The organism is Streptosporangium sp. NPDC001559 (assembly GCF_042893955.1).
GTDB lineage: Bacteria > Actinomycetota > Actinomycetes > Streptosporangiales > Streptosporangiaceae > Streptosporangium.
This window is the reverse complement of the sequence record NZ_JBIAVG010000011.1, coordinates 264,336-280,623: the sequence shown is the minus strand read 5'-3', so window position 1 is coordinate 280,623 and position 16,288 is coordinate 264,336. Positions and strand designations below refer to the sequence as shown.

Here is a 16,288-nt window from a genome sequence, read left to right as displayed (position 1 = left end):
GTTGACGGAGCACACGAACACGCTGCTGGGGATATTTCCCAAGAAAATCGAAGAACTTAAAAAGGACGGGCTTTATCGCAGTTTCGTGCCCTTCTCCCACCTGGCCACCGAACGCGGCCACGCGGTACACGGCGCCGACGACGGGGTAGGCGACGGTGCGGGCCGGGTCCAGGTCTGGTGCAGCAACGACTACCTCGGGCTCAGCCAGCACCCCGAGGTCATCCGGGCGCAACTCGACTCGACCGTGGAACACGGCACGGGCAGCGGCGGCTCACGCAACATCGCGGGCACCAGCGCGGCCCACGTCGAACTGGAGACCAGACTCGCGGCCTGGCACGGCAAGGAACGCGCGCTGGTCTTCTCCAGCGGCTACATCGCCAACTTCGAGACGCTGAGCACCGTCATCTCCGCGCTCCCCGGCATCGTCGTCTTCTCCGACGCCAAGAACCACCGCTCCCTCATCGAGGGGATCCTCCGTACGGGATGCGCGAAACACATCTTCCCGCACAACGACCTCGACGAGCTGGAGAGGGCGCTCGCCCAGTACGACCACGACCGTCCCAAACTGATCGTGTTCGAGACCGTCTACTCGATGGACGGCGACGTCTCCCCGGTGCGCGCCATCTGCGACCTCGCGGAAAGGTACAACGCGCTGACCTTCGTGGACGAGACGCACGCCGTGGGCACCAGGGGCCCGACGGGCGCCGGAGTGTGCGAGGAGGCGGGGGAGAACAGGCCGACCTTCGTGCAGGGCGTCTTCAGCAAGGCCTTCGGGACGGTCGGCGGATACGTGGCGGGTCCCGACGCGGCGCTTGACTACGTTCGCTCCCACGCGCCCGGGTTCATCTTCACCACCTCGCTGCCGCACTCCAGCCTGGACGCCACGCTCAGGAGCCTGGAGCTCATCCAGGACGGCGACGCCCTCAGGCGCGCGCTGGCCGACAACGTGCGCCACCTGAAACAGGCGCTGCAGGCCGCCGGGATCGGCTTCCTCGACGCGGACAGCCACCTGGTCCCGGTGCTCGTGCCCGGCGCCGAACACGTCAGGCGGGTGGCGCGCGTGCTCTTCGAGGAACACGACGTCTACGTCACCCCGATCAACTTCCCCTCCGTGCCCAGGGGCGCGGAGCGCTTCCGGATCACCGTTCCGCCCTTCAGGACCTCCGGCCAGATCGACGACTTCGTCGTCGCGCTGCGCAAGAGCCTGGACTCCTGAACGCCTCAGAATCCGACGAGAGGGCCAACCATGACGATCAGTGAGATCACCCCCTTCATCGGCGCCGAACTGACCGGCGTCACCTACGAGGACCTCGAACGCCCCGAACTCTTCGACCAGCTCGTGGACAATCTGCGACGACGCGAACTCGTGGTCGTGCGCGGCGTCGAGCTGACCCCGAAACAGCAGATCACCCTGGCCAGGCGCCTCGGCAGACCCGTTCCCTTCCTGCTCAGGGAGTACCGCCATCCGGAGTTCGAAGAGATCATGATCTCCTCGAACGAGGTGCGGAACAACAAACCGGTCGGGGTGGCCAGGGTCGGCAACTTCTGGCACCAGGACTCCTCCTACATCGCCGACCCGGCGCCCTACACCATGCTGCACGGCGTGAACGTGCCCTCGACCAGCGGGCACACGCTCTACGCCAGCGCCGTGGACGTCTACGAACGTCTCCCCGAGGAGTGGAAGCGCAGGATCGCCGGGAGGAACGCCCTGGCGACCGTCAACAAGCGCCTGCGGATCGGCAAGGAGCACGTCGGCCTGTCGGTGGCCGAGTTCCGCGCGCTGATCGACATCGAGCACCCGAAGGTCGAGCACCCCCTGGTGCGCGAGGACCCCTTCACCGGACGTCCCTACCTGTACGGCTCGCCCGAGTACCTCGACTCGGTGGTCGGCTTCGACGCCAACGAGAACGCGGCCTTCTTCGCGCTCGTCGACGAACTCGTCCAGGACCCCGAGCACGTCTACACCCACCGCTGGACCCCCAACGACCTGGTCATCTGGAAGACCGCGACGACCTACCACTGCGCGACCGCCGTCGAGCCGGGCGTCGGGCGGACGGTGCACCGCGTCAGCATCCAGTCCGGTGACTGATGGGCGGCATCGTCGACTTCGAGGTCCGTCTCCCCAGGGGACGGGCCGCCGTCCACCTGATGCACCGGGCCTCCGGCGTGCCGGTCGAGGCCATCAGGGAGATCACGCACACCGAGGAGTTCCCCGTCCTGGGCGAGACGGAACAGTCCTGGGAACTCGCCGCCGAGTCGGCCAGGGCACTGCTCAGCCGTACGGCGACGCGGCCGGAGGACGTCAGGCAGGTGATCTTCGCGGGCTCCGGTGAGTGGGACGTCCCGTTCTGGTCGCCGGCGGCGCGGGTGGCCGCGGAACTCGGCGTCGAGGACGCGCACTGCTTCGAGGTGGCCAACTTCTGCAACGCGGGAACGACCGCGATCAGGATCGCCCTCGACCGGCTCGCCGGGCAGCGCGGCGACGGGTACGCGCTGGTGCTCGTCGCCGACCGGCTCAGCCAGCTGGTCGACCACGCCGACCCCGGGTCCAAGGAGCTGTTCAACTTCGGCGACGCGGCGGCGGCCGTACTGCTGTCGAGGCGGGAGGCCGCCTTCGAGGTGCTGCACACCGCGGTGCGGACCGACCCGAGCTGGGCCGACTACTACCACGGCGAGCAGCGGGACGGACGCCTGGTCATCCGCAGGGGTCCCCACCGCTCCGGGCTCGCCGACGCCTACGTGGACAACTTCACCCGGCTGGTCGAGGAGACCCTGCGGGCCGTCGGCGGCAAACGGGACGACGTCGCCCACTTCCTGATCAACCAGGGTGACCGGAGGATGCACGAGCGGCTGCTGCGGGAGCTCGGGCTGCCACGGGAGAAGAGCGTCTTCAACTACCACAGGCTCGGCCACATGGGAGGCGCCGACACCCTGATCGCCCTGGACGGGCTCAGGGAACGGCGGGCGCTGCGGCGCGGGGACCTGGTCCTCCTGGCCACGAGCGCCATGGGCTTCAGCTGGGGAGTCACCGCATTGGAGTACGCGCGATGAAGATTCTGGTCGTCCACCAGGTTCCCTACCGGAAGATCGACTACCACCTCGCCATCGACCACGAGGTCCACGACGTCACCTACGTCGGCCGCGCGGAGCGGATCGCCGAACTGCCCGAGGGGCTGCGCTGCCGGAGACTTGAGGTCGGCCCGGCCGACGACCTGGCCGGGTGGATCATCGAGAACGTCTCCCCCGCCGAGGGGTTCGAGCAGCTGCTGTCGCTGTCGGAGGACGGTGTCCTGCTGGCCTGGCGGGTACGGCGCCACCTCGGGATCGAGGGCCCCTCCCTCGACCGGCTGCGCCGGGTGCGCGACAAGGTCAGCATGAAGGAGGCGCTCGAAGGCTCGGGGGTGCGTCACCCGCGTTTCGTGGCGGCCGACGCCGTATCCGGTTCGCTGCCGTGGAGCGGCAGGACCGTCCTCAAACCCCGGCAGGGCGCCTCAAGTCAGGAGGTCGTCATCCACGAGACGGCCGAGGCGGCGCTGACCGCCTGCCGCGCGCTCGGCGACCCCGGCGGGTTCGAGCTTGAGGAGTACGTGGACGGCGACGTCCTGCACGCCGACGGGCTGGTCCAGGACGGCGAGCTGGTCGACGTCGTGTTCAGCAGGTGCGTGCGGACGCCGCTGGACTTCGCGCAGGGGACGCCGATCGCCTCGCACCAGATCCAGCACGACGAACGCCACCGGGTCTTCGCCGAACGGGCGCTCAAGGCACTGGAGATCGACACCGGCTGCGTCCACCTTGAGTTCTTCGAGACCAAGGAGCAGGAGCTGGTCTTCCTTGAGGTCGCCAACCGGCTCGGCGGCGCGGGCATCGTGACCTCGCACCTGCGCCACACCGGGGTGCACCTGCCCTCGCACGAGATCGCCATCCGCCTCGGCTGGCCCAGGCCGCGACCGAGGCCGGCGAGCGGGCGCTACCACGGCTTCGCCATCTTCCCCGGACACCACCTGAAGCCGGCGGAGGGCTACACGGTGGAGGTGCCCGACCACATCAGGAACCACCCGTGGGTGGACAAGGTGCACAGCCTGGACGGCAGGCAGTCGCTGCCCGACCACATCTCCTACCAGGAGTGGGAGATCCCCGTCTTCATCGAGGCCTCGCACCCCGACCCCGGCGTGCTCAGGCAGATCCTCGGCGAGTTCGTCCTGGCCCCCCTCGTGAGACCGGGAGGCCCTTCCACCGGGCGGGAAGGCCGGCTCGTCAGGCCGGGGGGCGCGGAGCTCGTCAGGCCGGAGGGCGCGCGGTGAGGCACTATCCGACCGACCTGCTGCTGGCCGTCGAACACGCGGAACGCCATCCCGTGGAGGCGCTCGCCGAGCACGGGCTGACCGGCCTGCTGAACGGCACCGCGCTCACCGAGGCCCTCGACGAGTTGTTCGACGGCCTCGGCCGGTATCCGTGGCGGCCCCTGCCCGACGGCGACGTCGAGGAGTTCGCCCCCGTCGGCACGGTGCCGCTGGACGACGAGGAACCGCGGGCCACCCTGCGCGGCCTGCTGTACGGCCTGGCCACCGGCAACCGGGTCGTCGTGCGCACCGGGCGCCGGGACCTGTGGCTCGCGGTGACCGGCCTGCTGACCGGGGCGGGCGTGCCCCTGCCCGACGTCACGGTGACGGACCGGGACGACCGTACGGCGGGGCCGCCCTTCGAGGTCCCGCCGCCCCGGGTCCGGGGCGACTTCCCCACCGAGGCCGCCAGGCAGGCCGCCGAACTGGCCGCCGACGCCAGGGCCGGGTGGGTCGGGCGGCTGTTCACCCGCGACCACCTGGCCGGTGTCTCCCTGGCCGTGGCCCGGGGCCGGGACGTGGCCGAGGAACCAGGACGGATCGGGGCGAAGCTCCGCTACCTGGCTGGGCGGGCCCGCCGTACCCGGTACTACCGGGACCTGCCCGCCGTCACCGGGCGGCAGGACCTGACCCGGCTGCCGATCCTGGACAAGGCGGTTCTCGACGCCCACACGCCGCCGGTCAGCCGGGACATGTCCAGTGACGCGCCGCCGAGCGGCGAGATCCTGCGCAGCGGGGCGACCACCGGGGAGCCGCGCTACATCGTCTACTCCCTCACCGACTGGTCCAACATGGTGCGCGAGGCCGTGCCCATGCTGTACGGCGTCGGCCTGGAGAAGGGGGACCGGCTGGTCAACGCCCTGTTCGGCGGCAGCCTCTACGGAGGCCTGATCACCAGCAGCTGCGAGCTGTCGCGGATGCCGATCGAGTGCTACACGACCGGCCAGCACATCACGGTCGACGACCTGCTCGCGCTGGTGCGGAACTTCTCCGTCAACGCCGTCGTCGGCCAGCCCGCGCTGATCCTGCCCCTGCTGCGTGAGGCCGCGACCCGCGATCCCGGCCTGCGCCTGGAGAAGGTCGTCTACGGCGGCACCGCGATGACCGAGACCGACAAGGCGTGGCTGCGCGAACGGCTCGGGGTCCGGGTGATCTCCAGCATCCTCGCGGCCAACGACGGCGCCCAGCTCGGCTACCAGTGCCCCGGCCTCGACGGCACGCTGCACCACCTGTGCGACGACTACAACCTGATCGAGGTGGTGGACGAGGAGGGTCGCCCGGTGCCGGACGGCGAACCCGGCCACCTGCTCGTCACCGCCCTGCAGAAGTTCGAGGGGCCGCTGATCCGCTACCGGATCGGCGACGTCGGCCGCGTCCTGCCCGGCCGTGACTGCGGCTGCGGGATCCCCGGCAGGATCCTGGAGTATCTCGGCAGGTCGGACGGCCTGATCAAGGTCAAGGCTCGCACGGTGCTGTACGACGAGATCCTCACCGCGCTGGCGGTCTTCCAGGTCTCCCGGCTCCAGGTCGAGATCACCTCGAGCGACGGCACGGACACGGTGGTCGTCCGTACCGAGTCACCGCTCGACCTCGACCCGGAGAAGGTACGGCACCTGCTGGGGAGCGAGTTCGAGGCACTGAGCGACCGGCACGCCTTCGGCGACGGGCTTGAGGTGTTCCGGCTGCTCGTCGAGTGCCATCCCGAGGGAGGCCTGCCGAGGAACCCGGTGAGCGGGAAGGTCAGACCGGTGATCGACCGGCGCGTCGGATCCGGAGCGACCTCATGACCAACCGCGTCACGGAGCTGTACAACGAGGAGCTGTTACGCGGCGGCAGTCCCCTCGCGGAGATCGACCTGCACGACGAGGAGCGCTTCCCGTACCTGGCGGGCATCGACCGTCAGTATCTGAACCGGCCTGTCTTCGTCGGGGAGGGGGAGCTGAACCGGTTCGCCGACGACACGGTCCGCGCCGTGGACATCCTCATGTCGCTGCCAGAACGGCTCTACGACGGAGACCTCGACCGGCTCTGCCGGACTCTGGGCATCGAACCGCGCAGGGCCCGGCTCATGCGCCGGCTCGGCGGGGTCAGGCCGTACCGCTTCGGCCGGATCGACGCCTACCACGACGGCGAGTCGTTCAAGATCCTGGAGTTCAACGCGACCAGCGAGACCGGCGGCCTCGAATGGGTCGGCCCCGCGACCAGGGCCATGCTCGACCACGACGCGCTGCGCGCCTTCGCCGAACGGCACCGCCTCGGCTTCACCGACGCCCCGGAGAAGGTGGCCGAGGCGCTGCGCGAGGCGGGCGCGGCCGTCACCGGGGGCCGGGATCCGGTGGTCGCCCTGATCGAGGGGGAGGGCGGGCTGGCCGACTACGGCGTGGCCTGGCGCCCGCTGCACCGGCTCCTGCGCGACTTCGGCCTCGACTGCCATCTGGGTGAGATCGCCGACCTGAGCTTCGGGAACGGCCGGGTCCTGTTCCGCGGCACCCCGGTCGACGTGGTCTACCGCGTCTTCGAGGTGGACCAGGTCGTCGACCATCCCGAGGGTCTCCGGCTCACCGAGCGGCTCCTGGCCGCGCACGAGGAGGGGAGCGTGGTCGTCTGGACCCCGCTGGAGACGGAGATCTACCGGCAGAAGGCCTGCATGACGCTGCTGTCCGATCCCGGACTCGGGGTACGGCTCTCCGCCGAGGAGCGGGAGCTGATCGACCGGGTGCTGCCCTGGACCCGATCCCTGGGCGCTTCGGACTCGCTCGACGAGTACGTGGAGCGCAGGGAGCGCCTCATCGTCAAACCCAACGACGCCTACAGCGGGCGGGGCATCACCGCGGGCTGGGAGGTCGGCGAACGCGAGTGGCTGCGGGCCCTGCGGGACGGGGCGGAGACGGGCGCGATCGTGCAGGAGCGGGTCGTGCCGCGCCACGAACCGGTCGTCGATCCGGTGACCGGCCGCGTCGAGCCGTGGGAGGCCTGCTGGGGGCTCTACTACACCCCGGCCGGGGGGTACGCGGGCGGCGGCTGCCGCTTCCAGAAGGTCGGCCAGGTGGACATCAGGGCGCTGGGTCCCGGCACGAAGACCAAGGTCGCGGGCGTCTTCACCTACCCCGACGCGGTTGAGGGGGCCGGCTCGTGGTGACCGAGGACACGGCCGTACGGCGGGCCGGAGGGGGTCTGGGCCGCAACTTCAACTACCTCCTGACGGCCTACTCGATCCAGACGCTCGGCGAGGGCGTGGTGATCGCGGCCCTGCCGCTGCTGGCGAGCAAACTCACCGACGACCCCCGGCTCATCTCCTGGGTGCCGCTGGCCACCGAGCTGCCCTGGCTGCTGCTCGCCCTGGTCGGCGGCGTGATCGTCGACCGCTACGACCGGCGCCTGCTGATGATCGGCGCCCAGACGGCGCAGACGCTGCTGCTCGTCGCGGTCGCGCTGATCGTGACGCTGGGCGGCACCAGGATCTGGATGATCTACATCCTGGCGTTCGGGCTGTGCGTCGGCGACATCCTCTTCATGGGGTCGAGCCGGGCGCTGATCCCCACGGTCGTGCGCGGCGCCGACCTGGAGACCGCCAACGGGCGCAACGTGACGGCCGAGACGCTCGGCAGGATGTTCCTGGGGCCCGCGCTCGGTTCGGCGCTGTTCGTACTGTTCATCCCGCTGCCGCTGTGGGTGAACGCCGTGACCTACGTCGTCTCGATCGTGCTGATCTCCCGGATCCGCAACGCGGCCGGTCACTTCAGGGTGGCTCCCGCCCCGGAGGCGGCCGGGGGGCGGCGCGGGGTGGCCGCCGAGATGATGGAGGGCGTGCGCTGGCTGGCCGGGCACCGGGTGCTTCGTATCGTCGTCCTGCTGGCCGCGACCAGCAACTTCAGCGTCTTCATGGCCCAGTCGGTCACCGTGCTCTTCGCCAGGGACGTCCTGGGTGTCGGGGACGCGGGATACGGCGTCCTGGTGGCCGCGATGGCGATCGGCGGGGTCGCCGGAGGCCTGGTCAGCCGTCGGGTCGTCGCCCACTTCGGCGCCCGTTCCGTCGTCATCGGGGTCTCGGTCGCCAGCGCGCTGAGCCTGGTGGCCATCGGCCTGTTCGGCAGGCAGCCCGTGGTGGTGGTCGCGCTGTTCGGCGTCTGGTCCGCGGGACTGTCCGTATGGAACGTGATGGCCCAGTCGCTCAGCCAGCGGCTGGTCCCCAACCGGCTGATGGGCCGGGTCGGCAGCGCGACCAGGATGATCGCCTTCGGCGCGCTCCCGCTCGGCGCCCTCGCCGGAGGTCTGGTCGCCGCCGCCTACGGCCTTACGGCCCCCTGGGTGGTGGGCGGGGTGGTGCACCTGACTGTCGCCCTGCTCACGCTGCCCGCCCTGCTGCGCTGGCCCTCGGTGATCGAGGCGCCCCCGGCCTGACCGGTGCGGACGGCCCCGCCGCCGGTTTCACCGCGCGCCGGGCGCCTGGCCGTACGGCGCGGGTCCGTGGGGGGCCCGGCCGTACGGCGCGGCCGGGTTGTACGGCGCGGCCTGGGTGGCCCCGGCGGCGCCGGGGGCCGGCGTGGGGGCCGGGGCCGCGGTGACCCGGCCGTGCAGGACGAGGGCCCAGATGAGGGCGGCGAAGGCGGCGACGTTCGCGACCGTCCTGACGATGTTCCAGGTGACCCACCGTGCCTCGAAGGCGTGCCGTACGGCGGCCAGGTCGGCGATGTCACCGGGGTGGCCCGCCTTGGCGAGCTGGTCGTTGAGCGGCACGTTGACGGCGCTGGTGACGACGAACATGACCGCGTACAGGACGAGGGCCGCGATGATCCAGGGCAGGAGTTCCCGGCCGGTGTTCAGGTGCAGCACCAGCGCCGCGACGGTGAACGCGAGGCCGCCCAGGAAGCAGACCATGAACCAGCCGTTGACGATGGCCACGTTGATCCGCTGCATCGCCTCGACGAAGGTGCGGTCGTGCGAGCGCGCCAGGCCGGGCATCACCGCGTAGGAGAAGGCGGCGAACAGCCCGGCCATGAGGCCGGTGGTGAGGGTCGCGGCCAGCAGGGAGACCGTCTGCAGGAGCTTGATCATGATGCTGTATCCCTGTCTCAGATGTTCCAGACGCCGGTCGCGGCGGTCGCGCGGGCGTAGTCGGCGAAGTCGCGGGGCCGCCGCCCCAGGGCGCGCCGCACGCCGTCGCTCAGGTGGGCGTTGCGGCCGTCGAGCACGGTGGTGAACAGGTAGGTCAGCAGGTCGACGACCTCGGCGGGGACGCCCTCGGCGAGCATCGCGGCGGCGTGTTCCCTCGCGGAGACCTGGGTCAGGCCGACATGGCGTCCCGACGCGTCGCCGATCTCGGCGACCGCCTCGGCGAAGGTGAGCAGCCTCGGGCCGGTCAGCTCGTAGACCTCACCCACATGCCCGTCCTCGGTGAGCGCGGCGGCGGCGACGTCGGCGATGTCGTCGGCGTCGACGAACGGCTCGGGCACCTGCCCGACCGGCAGCACGACCTGACCGGCCAGCACCGGGTCGAGCAGGTACCCCTCGCTGAAGTTCTGGGCGAACCAGCTCGCCCGCAGGATCGTCCACTCGGCTCCCGACGCCCGCACCGCCTCCTCCGCGGCCTGGGCCTCCTCCTCGCCCCTGCCGGACAGCAGCACCAGCCGCCGCGCGCCCTGGGCGACCGCCAGCTCGGCGAAGGAGCCGACCGCCTCGGGCGCCCCGGGGGCCGCCAGGTCCGGGTGGTAGGACACGTAGACCGCCCGCACCCCCTGCAGAGCGGGAGCCCAGGTCGCCCGGTTCTCCCAGTCGAAGGGAACCCCACCGGAGCGGGAGCCGATCCGCACGGGCAGGTGACGCTCCGTCAGCCGCCGTACGACGCGGCTGCCCGTCTTGCCCGTGCCGCCCAGCACCAGTGTCGGCGTGCGCTCTCCCATGTTCCCCGTCTCCCCGTGGTCTTTTCGGTCTTCCGAAACGTGCTGACCTCTTAAGGATCATTCATCCTGAAACCCGGAACAATGCCGTGTTACGCAACGTTCGTTAACCCGTAGGTTCACGAACGGGGGTCCGCGGTGGAGCGGCGGGACATGGAGATCTTCCTGGAGCTCGGCAGGGAGCTGCACTTCGGGCGGACGGCCGAGAACCTGCGGGTGTCCACGGCCAGGGTCAGCCAGACGATCAGGCAGCTGGAGCGCCGCATCGGGGTCCGGCTGTTCGAACGGACCAGCCGCAGGGTCGAGCTGACCCCGGTCGGCCGCCGCCTGCACGAGGACCTGGCCCCCGCCTACCAGCAGATCCTGGACGGCGTGGCCAGGGCGGTCGCCGCGGGGCGGGGCCTCGACGGAGTGCTGACCGTCGGGTTCATCGGCACCGCCGTCGGCCGGTTCGTCTACGAGGTCGCCGACGTCTTCCACACCCGCAACCCCACCTGCCAGGTCCAGGTCAGGGAGAACGCCTACAGCGACGGCACGACCCTCCTCGACGAGGGGAGGATCGACCTCCTGGTCGCCGTGCTCTCGCCTCAGGAGGGCTCGGGGCTCGGCGCCAGCCCGGTCCTGTTCCGGGAGGAACCGCTGCTCGCGGTCTCCGCCCGTCATCCCCTCGCCCGCCGTGACGCGGTCACGCTCGACGATCTCGCCCACGAGAACGTCCTGCGTCCCCGACTGCTGCCCGACTTCGCCGACGAGGCCCTGGTGCCGCGCCGTACGCCCAGCGGCGCGCTCATCGAGCGCGGACCGGACTTCAGCACCATCCAGGAGATGTGCGCGCTCGTCGGCGCGGGCAAGGGTGTCTTCCCCGTCCCCACCCACGCCGCGGAGTACGACGCGCGGCCGGACGTCGCCTACGTTCCGCTCACCGACGGGGCCGTCTTCGAGTGGCGGTTGCTGTGGCGCGCCGGGGCGGAGTCCAACCGCGTCCGCGCCTTCGTCCAGGCGGCCCAGGACTATGTGGCCGGCAGGCGGGACCCGCTCATCAACCGGTGACTCAACCGGTGACCAGGGCGGTCAGTGTGGCCGTGGCCTCGGCCAGGGACTCCTCCGCGAACGGCTGGAACCGGGCCAGTTCCGGGAGCCTGTCCGCCAGCGTCATCTCGGCGCGGACGAGGTGCAGGCGCTCCCCGGCCACCCCGAGCTCGCCGAAGTAGGCCCGCAGGTAGGGCTCCTGGAAGTCGAAGGCCTCCCTGGGCGTGCCCGGTCCGTAGGCGCCACCCCGCGCGACGACCACAACGACCCTCGTCCCGGCCAGGCTCCCCTCGGGGAAGGCGCCGGGGAAGGAGACCCGGTCGATCCACGCCTTCAGCGCGGCGGGAACCGCGAAGTTGTACATCGGCACGCCGAGCAGCACCGTGTCGGCCGCCAGGACTTCGGTGATCAACGGCAGCGTCAGCGCCCACTCCCGTTCCTCCTCCGCGTTCTCCACCAGGGCGCCGACCTCCCAGGACGGGACGGACCCCTTGACCTCGACCCGCCTGCCCAGGACGCAGTAGGCCGAGGAGATCGGCGGCACCGGCTCGACGGCCAGGTCCCGGTGGCGGTACCCGGTGGCACCGTGTCGTTCGCACCACAGGTCGGCGAACAGCGTGGTCAGCCGCCTGCTGACGGACTCGCCGGAGTCGTCGGCACTTGAGTCGATCCGCAGCAGGAACGGTCGCGCGTTGACGGTCATCGGTTTCTCCCCGTGTCACCTTGTTCGTGTCGTGTTCGTCATGGAACTGACGAGGGGGAGCGAGCGAAGGTGACCGGGATGGACAGGAACGACGAACTCGCGGAGCGGTTCGAGGCGCACCGGGACCACCTGAGGGCCGTGGCCTACCGGATGCTCGGCTCGTCGGCGGAGGCGGACGACGCCGTACAGGAGGCGTGGCTACGGCTCGGCCGCGTCGACGCCGGGGAGATCGCCAACCTCGCCGGATGGCTGACCACGGTCGTCTCCCGCGTATGTCTCGACATGTTGCGCTCCCGCGCGGCCCGCAGGGAGGACCCGCTCGGGCAGCCGGTTCTCGAACAGCCGGGCGACGGGGGGAGCGACCCTGAGCGGGAGGCCCTGCTGGCCGAGTCGGTCGGCCGGGCGCTGCTGGTGGTGCTGGACACCCTGGCCCCCGCGGAACGCGTCGCGTTCGTGCTCCACGACCTGTTCGCCGTGCCGTTCGACCGGATCGCGCCGGTCGTCGGACGCACCACGGTCACCACGAAGAAGCTCGCCAGCCGGGCCCGCCACAAGGTCGCGCCGCCCAGGATCTCCGGTTCGGCGTCTTCCGCCGACCGGCAGGTCGTCGAGGCGTTCCTGGCCGCCTCCCGTGAGGGGGACATGGAGGCCCTCCTGGCGGTGCTCGCCCCCGGGGTGGTGCGCCGCGCCGACCCCGCGACCCTGCCGCCGGGCGTCCCGGCCGTCTCCCGTGGCGCGCGGGCCGTCGCGGGGGAGGTCCTCGTTCTCGGCGGACGGGCCAGGTACGCCGAACCGGCTCTCGTGGACGGGACAGTGGGCGCGGTGGTCGCTCCGTACGGCCGTCTCCTGCTCGTTCTCACGTTCATGATCGAGGAAGGAATGATCACCGAATACGAGGTGATCGCCGATCCCGCCCGTCTCCGCGCCCTATCCCTCTCCCCATTCCTTTCGCAGAAACATGAAAAATAGAAGAAGGAAAGGTTTGTCCCGGGAGAACTGTTCGTTTCGTACGGCGTGCGGTAGCGGTGGCTCACTTTCCCGATGCGCAGAGTGTTCCTGAGCTGGAAAGGGCCGTCTTACCTCCTCGTATCCCGAAGGGAATCGTTCGCGGTCCGTTCGCTTGACAGTCCGATGGATTTGTGAATCGAATCGCATTTAACATGCGTCACATTTTCCCCGTCTGTAAAGTTTCTTTTCCGTTATCGTTTGACGGTTCCCCAACGATCGGACGCGGGTTATCGTGGCGATCGCGCCAACAGGGCGAAATCCCCCACAAAACGCGACCGGTGAATCCGGCCAGTCGTCGATTTCATTCGCCATGGACACACGAGTGCTTTCGGCGTGCGCGCGGAACCACCGGAAGTCGCGGAGAGGTTGAGGTCCGATGTCATCGAAGCGTGTGAGGCGAGGTTTATGGGCGCGGGCGGTCGCCGTCGTGGTGCCCGCCCTCGTCATGGTAGGCCTGGCCCCCGCGACGCCCGCCGCGGCGAGCGTCCCCGTCGTCTCGCAGGTGCACTGCGTCGGTGACGGAACCAGTGGTCACCGCGTCAAGCTCATCTACGCGTACGAGCCGGGTTCCAACCGGTTCACCGAGAAGGAACCGCTGATCCGGCAGGCCGCGTGGGTCACCCAGGAGAACGTGAACGACAGCGCCCGCCGGGACGGCGCCGAGCGCTGGGTCCGCTTCGAGACCACCGGCTCGACCGGCTGTGACGTGGACATCGACTCCGTCGAGGTGCCCACCGGAACCGCCGACGGTGACTGGACCGGGGCGCTGCAGACGCTCGGGTACACCGACACCGACCACATCTACATCGCCTACTTCGAGAACAGCACCGGCTGCGGCGGCACGGTCGGCGACGGCCGGATCAACGACGACGCCACCTCGGGGAGCGGGAACCTCCACAACTCCTACGGCGCCCTGATCAGCCTGTCGCCGGGCTGCGCCACCGGGCACGAGATGACCCACGAACTCGCGCACGCCCTGGGCGGAACCCTGTCGGGCTCGCCCAACCACACCTCCGGGGGTCACTGCAGCGACTCCAACGAGACCCTCTGCCAGGGCGGTTCGAGCCTGGTCTGCTCCGACCCGCTCGACGTCCGGCTGCTGGACTGCGGCAAGGACGACTACTTCGGCGTCACCCCGGTCGGCACCTACCTGTCCACCCACTGGAACGCCGCCAACGACAGCGCCTACCTGGAGCACGGCTCCTCGGTCCCGGCCATCACCACGGTTCCGCCGCTGGCGCCACAGCTGTTCGGGGCCGTGGACGTGGAGGGAACCGAGATCGTCTTCACCTACGTGCCGAGCACCACGGTCCACGGTTCCGGCGTCACCCGTGAGGCCCAGGTGCTGCGCAACGGCACGGTGGTCGCCACCGTCCCGATCTGGCAGCGCTCGGTCCGGGTGACGGGCCTGATGACCAACACCAGCGCGACCTACACGATCCGGGAGAAGATCACCTACGGCGGCGTCTCCCGCACCTCCGCGCCCTCCGACGGGCTGATCGTCCTGACCGGTTCCGGCAGCAACCCCGCGGGCGCCGTCGACAACGGGATCACCACGGTTTTCACCAACGACGTCGTCGACTCCACCGGCCCGAACCAGGCCATGGACCTGTACGCCTTCAGCACCGCGGACAACGCCTCCATCGTGGAGTGGCCGCAGAACAGCCTGAAGAACCAGCAGTGGAAGCTGGCCGCGGCCGGCGGCAGCTCCTACACGATCACCAGCGCGCACAGCGCCAAGTGCCTGAGCCCGCTGGCCGGCAGCGGCACCGCGGGGACGTCCATCGTCCAGGTCCCCTGCACCGGCGCGACCGCGCAGAAGTGGACGTTCCCCTCGATCTCCGGGATCACCTACCAGATCAAGGCGAGCGTCGGCACCAACCAGTGCGTCGGGGCGAGCGGCACCAGCGGCGGGACCGCCCTGGTCCTGGCCACCTGCAACTCCTCCGACTCGACTCAGCGCTGGACCAGCAACCAGGTCGGCTGACCCTCCCCGACCGCCGAGCCGTACGACCAACCCCCCGGTCGTGCGGCTCGGCCACGCACACCCCGTCGAACCTGTGTACGAACCTGTGGAAACTGTGGATAACTCGTTCGATGCCTAGTTCCCGTAGTCACGGAGGACGACGTTCTCGGCGACCTTGCGCGTCTTCTTGACCATCATCTGCTTGCCCGGCAGGTACGGCATGATCTTGTAGTACCGGTGGAGGAACGCGGTCAGAAGGCGGCTCTCCGGGACCATGTACCCGGCCACGCCCTCTCCCATCTTCTGGCAGCCCTTGGCGTACTCCCGCATCGTCTCCTCGTAGCGGGCGAAGGCCGTCCGGTGGTCGCCACGCGCGACGGCCAGCTCACCGGCCAGGACGTACGCGCCGACGAGGGCGAGCCCGGAGCCCATGCCCGAGAGTGAGGAGGGGCAGTAGGCGGCGTCACCGACCAGGGCGACCCGGCTCTTGGTCCATCGGTCCATGTGGACCTGTCCGACCGAGTCGAAGTAGAAGTCGGGAGCGTGACGCATCTCCCGCAGCAGCCGGTCACTCTCCCAGCCGTTGCCCGCGAAACGCTCGGCCAGCACGGCCTGCTGCCGCTCCACGTTCCTGCGGACGCCCTCCAGCAACGGTGAGGCGAAGTAGAAGACGGCCCTGGCCTCGGCGTTGCCGTTGGAGCTGTACATCGCCACCAGCTTGCCCGAGGTCAGGTAGGCGTGCCCGGTGCGGTCGAGACCCAGGTGGTTGCCGGTGGTGAAGATCGCGCAGTAGACGCCCAGGTGCTTGACGTAGTCCTCCTCCGGCCCGAAGGCCAGGCGGCGGGTGTTCGAGTGCAGCCCGTCGGCGCCGATCACCAGGTCGAACCTGCGCGGCGCGCCACGTTCGAAGGTCACGTCGACCCCGTCGCCCTTCTCGGTCATCGAGGTGATGGAGTCCCCGAAGACGTACTCGGCCCGGTCCCTGGTCGCCTCGTAGAGGATGCGGGCCAGGTCACCGCGGAGGATCTCGACGTCTCCGGAGAACAGGTCGTCGGGCATCCTGGTCTGCGGCCTGCCCGTGCCGTCGACGTACCACGTGGAGGTGATGTCGGTCTGGACGGCTTCGAGGTCGGTGAGCACCCCCATCCGGCGCAGGATCGACAGGTGCGCCTTCCCTCGGAAGTCGACGGCGTAGCCCCCCTCACGCAGCGCCGGGGCACGCTCGACGATCGTGACCTTGAAACCGTGGTGGGAGAGCCAGTAGGCGAGCGCGGGACCGGCGACCGAGGCACCGGAGATCAGGACGTTTCTCATGTCGCACAGCCTCACGCGACACGCTCACCGC

14 protein-coding genes are annotated in these 16,288 nt (G+C 70.1%); 10 read left to right on the top strand and 4 right to left on the bottom strand.

Annotation, left to right across the window (positions count from 1 at the left end; genetic code table 11):
• The first annotated feature begins 1 nt into the window (after position 1).
• Genes hemA through ACFYY8_RS25195 form a run of 7 tightly spaced genes read left to right on the top strand, consistent with a single transcriptional unit; the run spans position 2 to position 8,741 of the window.
• The gene (gene hemA / locus ACFYY8_RS25225; protein ID WP_390044890.1) at positions 2–1,216 is read left to right on the top strand and encodes a 5-aminolevulinate synthase; all 1,215 of its coding nucleotides are present in this window, start codon (positions 2–4) and stop codon (positions 1,214–1,216) included.
• Between the two features lie 30 nt (positions 1,217–1,246).
• Positions 1,247–2,089: a TauD/TfdA dioxygenase family protein gene (locus ACFYY8_RS25220; RefSeq protein WP_390044888.1), complete on the top strand. Its 843-nt coding sequence runs from the start codon at positions 1,247–1,249 to the stop codon at positions 2,087–2,089.
• On the top strand, positions 2,089–3,051 hold the full coding sequence (locus ACFYY8_RS25215; RefSeq protein WP_390044886.1) for a 3-oxoacyl-ACP synthase III family protein: 963 nt from the start codon (positions 2,089–2,091) through the stop codon (positions 3,049–3,051). Before ACFYY8_RS25220 ends, ACFYY8_RS25215 begins: the two co-directional genes overlap by 1 nt.
• A complete protein-coding gene (locus ACFYY8_RS25210) occupies positions 3,048–4,301 on the top strand; it encodes an acetyl-CoA carboxylase biotin carboxylase subunit family protein (RefSeq protein WP_390044884.1) in 1,254 nt (417 codons plus the stop codon). The genes ACFYY8_RS25215 and ACFYY8_RS25210 overlap by 4 nt, the downstream gene beginning before the upstream one ends.
• On the top strand, positions 4,298–6,127 hold the full coding sequence (locus ACFYY8_RS25205) for a phenylacetate--CoA ligase family protein (protein ID WP_390044882.1): 1,830 nt from the start codon (positions 4,298–4,300) through the stop codon (positions 6,125–6,127). The genes ACFYY8_RS25210 and ACFYY8_RS25205 overlap by 4 nt, the downstream gene beginning before the upstream one ends.
• Entirely contained in the window at positions 6,124–7,479 is a 1,356-nt protein-coding gene (locus ACFYY8_RS25200) for a hypothetical protein (RefSeq protein WP_390044880.1), read from the top strand. Before ACFYY8_RS25205 ends, ACFYY8_RS25200 begins: the two co-directional genes overlap by 4 nt.
• Positions 7,476–8,741 (top strand): MFS transporter, encoded by a 1,266-nt coding sequence (locus ACFYY8_RS25195; protein ID WP_390044878.1) that lies wholly within the window; start codon positions 7,476–7,478, stop codon positions 8,739–8,741. The genes ACFYY8_RS25200 and ACFYY8_RS25195 overlap by 4 nt, the downstream gene beginning before the upstream one ends.
• Before the next feature lie 27 nt (positions 8,742–8,768).
• Here the strand turns inward: ACFYY8_RS25195 and ACFYY8_RS25190 are convergent, their stop codons facing one another.
• Entirely contained in the window at positions 8,769–9,395 is a 627-nt protein-coding gene (locus ACFYY8_RS25190; protein WP_390044876.1) for a DUF1772 domain-containing protein, read from the bottom strand.
• A gap of 17 nt (positions 9,396–9,412) precedes the next feature.
• Entirely contained in the window at positions 9,413–10,240 is an 828-nt protein-coding gene (locus tag ACFYY8_RS25185) for an NAD(P)H-binding protein (RefSeq protein WP_390044874.1), read from the bottom strand.
• Between the two features lie 150 nt (positions 10,241–10,390).
• Between ACFYY8_RS25185 and ACFYY8_RS25180 the strand changes: the two genes are divergently transcribed.
• Positions 10,391–11,287 (top strand): LysR family transcriptional regulator, encoded by an 897-nt coding sequence (locus tag ACFYY8_RS25180; protein WP_390044872.1) that lies wholly within the window; start codon positions 10,391–10,393, stop codon positions 11,285–11,287.
• A gap of 1 nt (position 11,288) precedes the next feature.
• Here the strand turns inward: ACFYY8_RS25180 and ACFYY8_RS25175 are convergent, their stop codons facing one another.
• Complete coding sequence (locus ACFYY8_RS25175; protein WP_390044870.1) at positions 11,289–11,969, bottom strand: FMN-dependent NADH-azoreductase; 681 nt, start codon at positions 11,967–11,969, stop codon at positions 11,289–11,291.
• A 78-nt stretch (positions 11,970–12,047) separates the two neighbouring features.
• Between ACFYY8_RS25175 and ACFYY8_RS25170 the strand changes: the two genes are divergently transcribed.
• Both ACFYY8_RS25170 and ACFYY8_RS25165 read left to right on the top strand, forming a co-directional pair.
• Positions 12,048–12,938 (top strand): sigma-70 family RNA polymerase sigma factor, encoded by an 891-nt coding sequence (locus ACFYY8_RS25170; protein WP_390044868.1) that lies wholly within the window; start codon positions 12,048–12,050, stop codon positions 12,936–12,938.
• Between the two features lie 415 nt (positions 12,939–13,353).
• The gene (locus ACFYY8_RS25165) at positions 13,354–14,964 is read left to right on the top strand and encodes an RICIN domain-containing protein (protein WP_390044866.1); all 1,611 of its coding nucleotides are present in this window, start codon (positions 13,354–13,356) and stop codon (positions 14,962–14,964) included.
• A 114-nt stretch (positions 14,965–15,078) separates the two neighbouring features.
• Here ACFYY8_RS25165 and ACFYY8_RS25160 read toward each other — a convergent pair whose 3' ends face one another.
• Positions 15,079–16,257, bottom strand: a complete 1,179-nt coding sequence (locus ACFYY8_RS25160; RefSeq protein ID WP_390044864.1) for an FAD-dependent monooxygenase — start codon at positions 16,255–16,257, stop codon at positions 15,079–15,081.
• Positions 16,258–16,288: the final 31 nt, after the last annotated feature.

Bases quoted from the DNA above. Each gene is read 5' to 3' on its own strand.
- ACFYY8_RS25185 (WP_390044874.1), bottom strand. From the start codon at position 10,240: ATGGGAGAGCGCACGCCGACACTGGTGCTGGGCGGCACGGGCAAGACG.
- ACFYY8_RS25175 (WP_390044870.1), bottom strand. From the start codon at position 11,969: ATGACCGTCAACGCGCGACCGTTCCTGCTGCGGATCGACTCAAGTGCC.
- ACFYY8_RS25220 (WP_390044888.1), top strand. From the start codon at position 1,247: ATGACGATCAGTGAGATCACCCCCTTCATCGGCGCCGAACTGACCGGC.
- ACFYY8_RS25200 (WP_390044880.1), top strand. From the start codon at position 6,124: ATGACCAACCGCGTCACGGAGCTGTACAACGAGGAGCTGTTACGCGGC.
- ACFYY8_RS25165 (WP_390044866.1), top strand. From the start codon at position 13,354: ATGTCATCGAAGCGTGTGAGGCGAGGTTTATGGGCGCGGGCGGTCGCC.
- ACFYY8_RS25210 (WP_390044884.1), top strand. From the start codon at position 3,048: ATGAAGATTCTGGTCGTCCACCAGGTTCCCTACCGGAAGATCGACTAC.
- ACFYY8_RS25160 (WP_390044864.1), bottom strand. From the start codon at position 16,257: ATGAGAAACGTCCTGATCTCCGGTGCCTCGGTCGCCGGTCCCGCGCTC.
- ACFYY8_RS25180 (WP_390044872.1), top strand. From the start codon at position 10,391: ATGGAGATCTTCCTGGAGCTCGGCAGGGAGCTGCACTTCGGGCGGACG.
- ACFYY8_RS25215 (WP_390044886.1), top strand. From the start codon at position 2,089: ATGGGCGGCATCGTCGACTTCGAGGTCCGTCTCCCCAGGGGACGGGCC.
- ACFYY8_RS25170 (WP_390044868.1), top strand. From the start codon at position 12,048: ATGGACAGGAACGACGAACTCGCGGAGCGGTTCGAGGCGCACCGGGAC.
- ACFYY8_RS25190 (WP_390044876.1), bottom strand. From the start codon at position 9,395: ATGATCAAGCTCCTGCAGACGGTCTCCCTGCTGGCCGCGACCCTCACC.